The sequence below is a fragment of the Sphingobacterium sp. UBA6317 genome, from assembly GCF_002440385.1.
GTDB lineage: Bacteria > Bacteroidota > Bacteroidia > Sphingobacteriales > Sphingobacteriaceae > Sphingobacterium > Sphingobacterium multivorum.
In genome coordinates this window covers 157,925-164,144 of the sequence record NZ_DJTD01000069.1, presented here as the reverse complement: position 1 = coordinate 164,144, position 6,220 = coordinate 157,925, and the positions used below count along the sequence as shown (strand labels likewise).

The 6,220-nt window shown below is 40.2% G+C and carries 4 protein-coding genes; all 4 read left to right on the top strand.

From position 1 onward, the window contains the following. The first annotated feature begins 235 nt into the window (after positions 1–235). The 4 genes from B3E92_RS24165 to B3E92_RS24150 all read left to right on the top strand — a co-directional run bounded on the left by B3E92_RS24165 (position 236) and on the right by B3E92_RS24150 (position 6,219). Entirely contained in the window at positions 236–448 is a 213-nt protein-coding gene (locus tag B3E92_RS24165; protein WP_286898537.1) for a hypothetical protein, read from the top strand. A 1,386-nt stretch (positions 449–1,834) separates the two neighbouring features. Beyond that, on the top strand, positions 1,835–3,019 hold the full coding sequence (locus B3E92_RS24160; protein WP_231585238.1) for a Pycsar system effector family protein: 1,185 nt from the start codon (positions 1,835–1,837) through the stop codon (positions 3,017–3,019). Positions 3,020–3,180: 161 nt separating this feature from the next. Then, positions 3,181–5,202 (top strand): polyphosphate kinase 1, encoded by a 2,022-nt coding sequence (gene ppk1, locus B3E92_RS24155; RefSeq protein ID WP_286898536.1) that lies wholly within the window; start codon positions 3,181–3,183, stop codon positions 5,200–5,202. Between the two features lie 120 nt (positions 5,203–5,322). Continuing rightward, entirely contained in the window at positions 5,323–6,219 is an 897-nt protein-coding gene (locus tag B3E92_RS24150) for a hypothetical protein (protein ID WP_286754253.1), read from the top strand. The last annotated feature ends 1 nt before the right edge of the window (position 6,220 follow it).

The following is a 6,220-nucleotide window of genomic DNA, read 5'->3' as shown; positions in this document are numbered from 1 at the left end:
ACTGCAAAGGTAGAAATCTTTTTTGAACTTCCAAAAACTTTCTGAAGTTTTTTTTCTTTTCTCTTTTTCCGATTTCCGCGCTCAACTCTCGTTAAACCCTTCTTTTTTCATGGTTCCCTGCTCTCGCGGTAACCGTCCCTCCCTTGCGGAGTGGTGCAAAGATAGGGAGTTTACTAACAAACTTCCAAGGCTTTTGTTCTTATTTATTTCATTTTCACCTTAACTACCTGTAACGGTGCGAGATTCTTTTTGTAAAACAGGTGATCGGAAGGCTGGGAAAGCCGGATCCGGCACAGAATGGGGACGGGAACCGGGACTCGATACAGGCTCCGCAGCGGAAACATGGATGAACATTGTATTGCTCGATCTGCTTAAGCTCGGGATCACTTTGGTAGCCCGCTCGGCTCAACGCTCAATCGAAGACGATGCGCATAGGCGCAGCCTATAAACGGGTGGATATTGATAAGACCGGAAAATTGTCCCATCGGAAAGATCACAGCGGAAAGACACCGCAATGCAGGATATAACAGGGGATAGGCGGATATCGGTAGGTCGGAAAAATGGCAGAACACAGGGCTCCGGAATACCTTCATTTGCAGTTATACTTTCCTGCCTGTTTACTTAGGGTTAGTTTAGGGTTTAGTTAGGTTTAGTTTAGGTATAGTATAGGTTATAGCTAAGCAAACCCTAACTTATTACTAAGCTAACGGTAAACAAAAGCTAAACTAAGGAATAAAGCATCCTTAACTCTCCCTTATCTAGGGAAAGGTGGTTCCGCTTGGGGACAACGCTCCGGCTGCTGACAAAGGTCTGCGGAAACCTCCGACTGCCCTCCCAGCCTCCTTCGTACCATGGTCGGGGCTGGTTTAGCCCCTGAACGTCCTGCGTCCGTGGTGAGGCCGTGTTGTCTCCGACTCTAAGCCCGCACTCACCCCGCTGCCAGCACGGACAAATGACGCTCCGAACGCCACCATGTCCCCCGGATGCCCCTAAAAAAGGACAATACCAGACTGAACCGTAGCCGAACAACTCCGTAGCAACGCAGCAAACACGAAAACAACTCGGAAAAACATACTATCAAAGGCGCAAAAAGAATTTGGGAGCAGAGCAGCGTAGGGGAATGCCCCAATTTAACGATGGAGCGGAGCAACCCTTGCTATCTTATCTCCCTTGGTTTAAGGCAACACATAAGCTGTGTTTATTTATCAGTGATACACCGTGAATACGTGCTAAACCCGAGGTGAGTCTGCGTTGAGTCCGAGTCAGGCACGCAGTAAGCCCTGTCACGCTATGCTCCCCCCTTTAGCTGTCCTTAGAGTGGCTTTCGGGGCGGAATGAAAACTGGATAAACCCTGAATAATGACTAAAAAGCGCTATATGCTCGGAGTAACACAGCATAAAAAGGGCTAAAAAAGCGTTTCACCCTACTAATTTCCCGCATCGGCCTCAACATAGGACTGAATCAGGATCCAGTTTAGAATCCAATTTCGAATTCTGGACGCCCTATTTTATCGTTTTTACCTATCGACGGTATTAATCTGAGACATGCTCAATGACCGCCTTAGTAAATGTTTGCTCGAGTACTTTACCTAGGTTTCCTTGATTAGCATTAGTCTGGGTACTCTTTTTTATTAAAAGCTAAATATTTCATCCGATTAGCGGTCTGTTTTAAGAACAATTCATCTACTTATATAACAGTCAATTTTACAACTACTGGAATAACGCTTTTTTCAGTAAATTTGATCTAGGTTAATAAATAACAAAAAAGAAGACCTTATTTTTAAGAAATTAAAGATATTAAATACTTTTATTGCAAATAAAACCATATTGGTCCATGATAGATTATGCTCAGCTTTTAAAACAGGTAGAAGAATATGCTGAAACTTATATTACAGAAAATATTTCAGTTTGCCATTGTTTTCACAATACGATACACACACGTTCTGTTGTACGTGCCGCGGAGGAGATTTCATCGTACTATAAACTAGGAGAGGAGGATCACTTTATTGTTATTAGTGCCGCCTACTTTCATGATCTAGGCTACGTAAAATCTGACAATGCTATTGGTCATGAAAAAAGAAGTGTCGAAATTGCTTTAAATTTCCTCCAGGACAAAGGCATACCGGAAGCCATACAGGAAAAAATCAAAGGTTGTATTTTAGCAACGAGAATGCCTCAGGATCCTACAAATCTGCTGGAGCAAATTCTCTGCGACGCAGACCTATTTCATTTTGGGAATGAGGATTTCGTCAACAGAAACAAACTGATGAAAGCCGAAGCTGAAGCAGTACTAGGGAAGGAGATCGATAAAGACGTATGGCGGGCCGGCACAATCAAACTACTAATGAGCCATCATTACCATACTGAATATGCGCAACAAAAGCTTAATGCCAAAAAGGAGATGAATCTAAAAGAACTGGAGAAAAAACAGGAGAAATCTATCTCAAAAAATAAAGAAAGTAAAAAGGAAGACAAAAAGGAAAAAGAGAAAGGCAGTAAGCCAGAACGTGGGATAGAAACAATGTTCCGGATTACGTCCTCAAACAATCAGCGACTAAGCGACATGGCAGACAATAAGGCCAACATCCTCTTAACGGTCAATTCTATTATCCTTTCTGTCGTGATTGCTGTCTTATTTCGGAAACTAGATGCCAACGAGCACCTGATTATCCCAACAATTATCTTAACTACAGCCGTGGTAGCAACCATGGTCATGGCCATACTGTCAACGATACCCAAAATTCCGTCGGGTAAATTCTCAAAGGAGGAAATCGAACAGAAATCAGTCAATCTTCTCTTTTTTGGAAATTTTTACAAAATGAAACTCGACGATTATAACGAGGGTATGCAGAAGGTAATGGTCGACTCGGAATTTCTATATGGCATGCTCACCAAGGATGTTTATTCGCAAGGTGTGGTATTAGGACGAAAATATAAGCTTCTACGATACGCCTATGGAATTTTTATGTTTGGACTTGTTATATCGGTTGTTTCTTTTGTCGCCGCAACCATATTTTAATGCAATACTATAAAAACAGTGAAATATTTCAGCATCATGTTTTCCAAACTTTCTTTTTTATTTAAAAAGATGCCGCCTTTAGATCAATCATTAGCTACCAATAGATAGCATCATTATTAATGTTGTTGTAAGCACGTTGCCATAACCATAAATTTATACGGATGAAGAAGAAAGATCTTTATATCAACAGAGACATCAGCTGGTTATCGTTCAATGACCGGGTACTTGACCAAGCCGCTCGTGAGGAGGTACCTTTACTGGAAAAACTACAGTTTCTCGCTATTTTCTCGTCCAATCTGGATGAATTTTATCGTGTTAGAATGCCTGTACTAATGGCTTGGAAAAAAATAATGAAGCAAAATCCGGGACAGCTCATTCCGAACATCGATATTGGCACATATAAAAAAGCGTCAAAAACCATCAACAAACAACAGGAAAAATTTGGCTTAATACTAGCTGATATTATCCAAGAATTAGCAAAAGAAAATATATCCTTTATCTACAACCAAGCTATTCCAGCAGAAATAAAAGACCTCGCAGCTCAATATTTCTTTAGTACAATTGCCTCCTACCTCCAAATTATACCAATTGATGATACTTTTTTTTTTCCGATCAACAATCAGCTCTACTTCGTCGTTACAGACGACAATACTGGAGTGGTATTCTTTCTAAATGTCCCTTCAAATCATATTGGCCGCTTTTTCACCTGTGAGATCAATGGGAATAAATATGTCGTACTCATCGATGATATTATCAAAGCATTTTTTCCTGAAGCCATAAGAAATACATCATTAAATTTCTATTCCTTTAAAATCACAAGGGATGCGGAATTAAATCTCCAAGATGAATTTGAGGGTGATATTGCCCAAAAAATTGAGACGGAAGTCAATAAACGTGATCTTGGCTATGCGACACGCTTTCTATTCCAGCCAAATCTGCCAAAACAGCTGATTGAAACATTGGCAACACTATTTGATCTGCGAAAAAGTAGCATTGTCGAAGGCGGAAACTATCACAATCTGAAAGATCTATTTTCATTTCCGATTAAAACAGCAGAACTTTCTTATCCAAAACAGCTGCAAATCAATAAGAATCAGAATTTCAGGGAATCTATCTTTGACCAAATAGACCGAGAGGATCTGTTGGTCTGCACGCCCTATGAATCGTTCGATCCCATACTACGTTTTTTTAATGAGGCCGCAATAGATCCAACCGTAGATGAGATTTACACGACCTTATACCGTATCGCCGGTGATTCGCATATTGCACAAGCGCTGGCTACCGCAGCAAAAAATGGGAAAAGAGTCAATGTATTTGTCGAATTGAAAGCGCGCTTTGATGAAGCGAATAATATACATTGGGCTCGATTAATGAAAGAACAGGGCGTCAAAATCACGTATAGCATCCCCAATTTAAAAGTACATGCCAAAATAGCGCTCGTGAGACGCAAAGAGGGTCGAGAAAGTGCTTTATTAGGCACAGGAAATCTAAATGAAAAAACGGCGAAGGTCTACACGGACTACTTCCTTATGACCTCAAATAAACTATTGACCAACGAATTAGACATGCTATTCGAGTTTTTACCAGCTCGGAGAAAACCCCATCATCCAAATGAGCTGTCTTTTAACCAACTATTAATTGCACAGTTCAATCTCAAACATACATTTTTATCCCTGATAGACAAGACCATCCAAGCAGCTAAAGACGGAGACAGCGCTACAATAAAAATTAAATTAAACAATCTGGAAGAAGAATCGTTAATCAATAAATTGTATGAGGCGAGCCGGGCAGGGGTAAAACTGCAATTATTGGTCAGAGGAATCTGTAGACTAAAACCACAAGTACCCGGATTGAGCGACAACATTGTCGTGAAACGGATTGTAGGACGATATTTAGAACATGGCAGAATATTTATTTTTCAATATCAAGCACAAACGAGCGCGTATCTGGGCTCTGCAGACTGGATGAACCGTAACATCTACCGACGTATAGAAACTTGCTTTCCATTGCTGAATCTAGCATTAGCACATCAAATACAAGAGTTATTCGATATTCAGTTTGCAGACGACACCGAAGCAACTTTACTGGATGAACACGGACAAAATCAGGCAATAGAAACACAGCAGAAAAATGTTTCTCAGCAACAAATCCTTCATTATTTGAAAGGCAACATGAGACAATAGGGCTATTCAACAAGGCAGCTCATTACAACAAGAACAGCCTAAAAGCCCAACAATATAATCATTGAACGTAAGCTCATTCAGAAACCGGATGACTTCCTCAATTTAAAATTTAATCATATAATGATGAAAAATCCCACGATATTGACAACTATGGCATTAGGTTTAGCTTCTGTTATTTTTCTCGCCTGCAATCCGAATAATACAACCAAGGAAAACAGCAACAAACCCGCTCATGTTCAAGCTGAAAAACAGCAACAAATACCCTATACATTATCTTCGGGCATAAAGATGAGTTTGCCCGACGAATTGTTAGAAATATCCGGAATAGCTTTTCTCGCGGGACAGGATGACGATATTTATGCCATTCAAGATGAGCAGGGCTTTCTTTATAAATTTAACCAACCGACACAAAAAGTTACGTTCAACCCTTTTGGAAAAGATGGCGACTATGAGGACATCTCGATAAGCAATACACATTTCTTTATTTTAAAGAGCAATGGTAGCATCTATTCCTTTCCCATTGCCGAAAAGGACGATATAAAAAACGTGGTCGAACAGAAAAATTTACTTCCAAAAGGAGAGTATGAAGGGCTTTTTGTTGACCGCGAAAGCAACCAGGCATACGTATTATGTAAAGAATGTAAGGTCGACAGAAAACAATCGCAAACCTCGGGTTATGTCTTTTCAATTGACGAGCGTGGTCAATTTCAGCCGAAGGGAGAATTTGCCATCCAGCTTGATGAACTTCATGCATTTGATGCTAAAATCAAGAAAACGTTCAAACCCTCGGCGTTAGCTAAAAAAGCAGACAGCAAGGAATGGTATATCTTATCTTCTGTAGACAAAGCTCTTGTTGTAACCGATGAGAATTTTCATGTGAAATCACTCTCTCCATTAGACCCGAAGATTTTCCCTCAACCTGAAGGCATTAACTTTGATTCAAAATTTAATCTTTACATCAGCAGCGAAGCCGGTAATCAGGATAAAGGGATCATTTATAAATTTGAACAAAAATAGG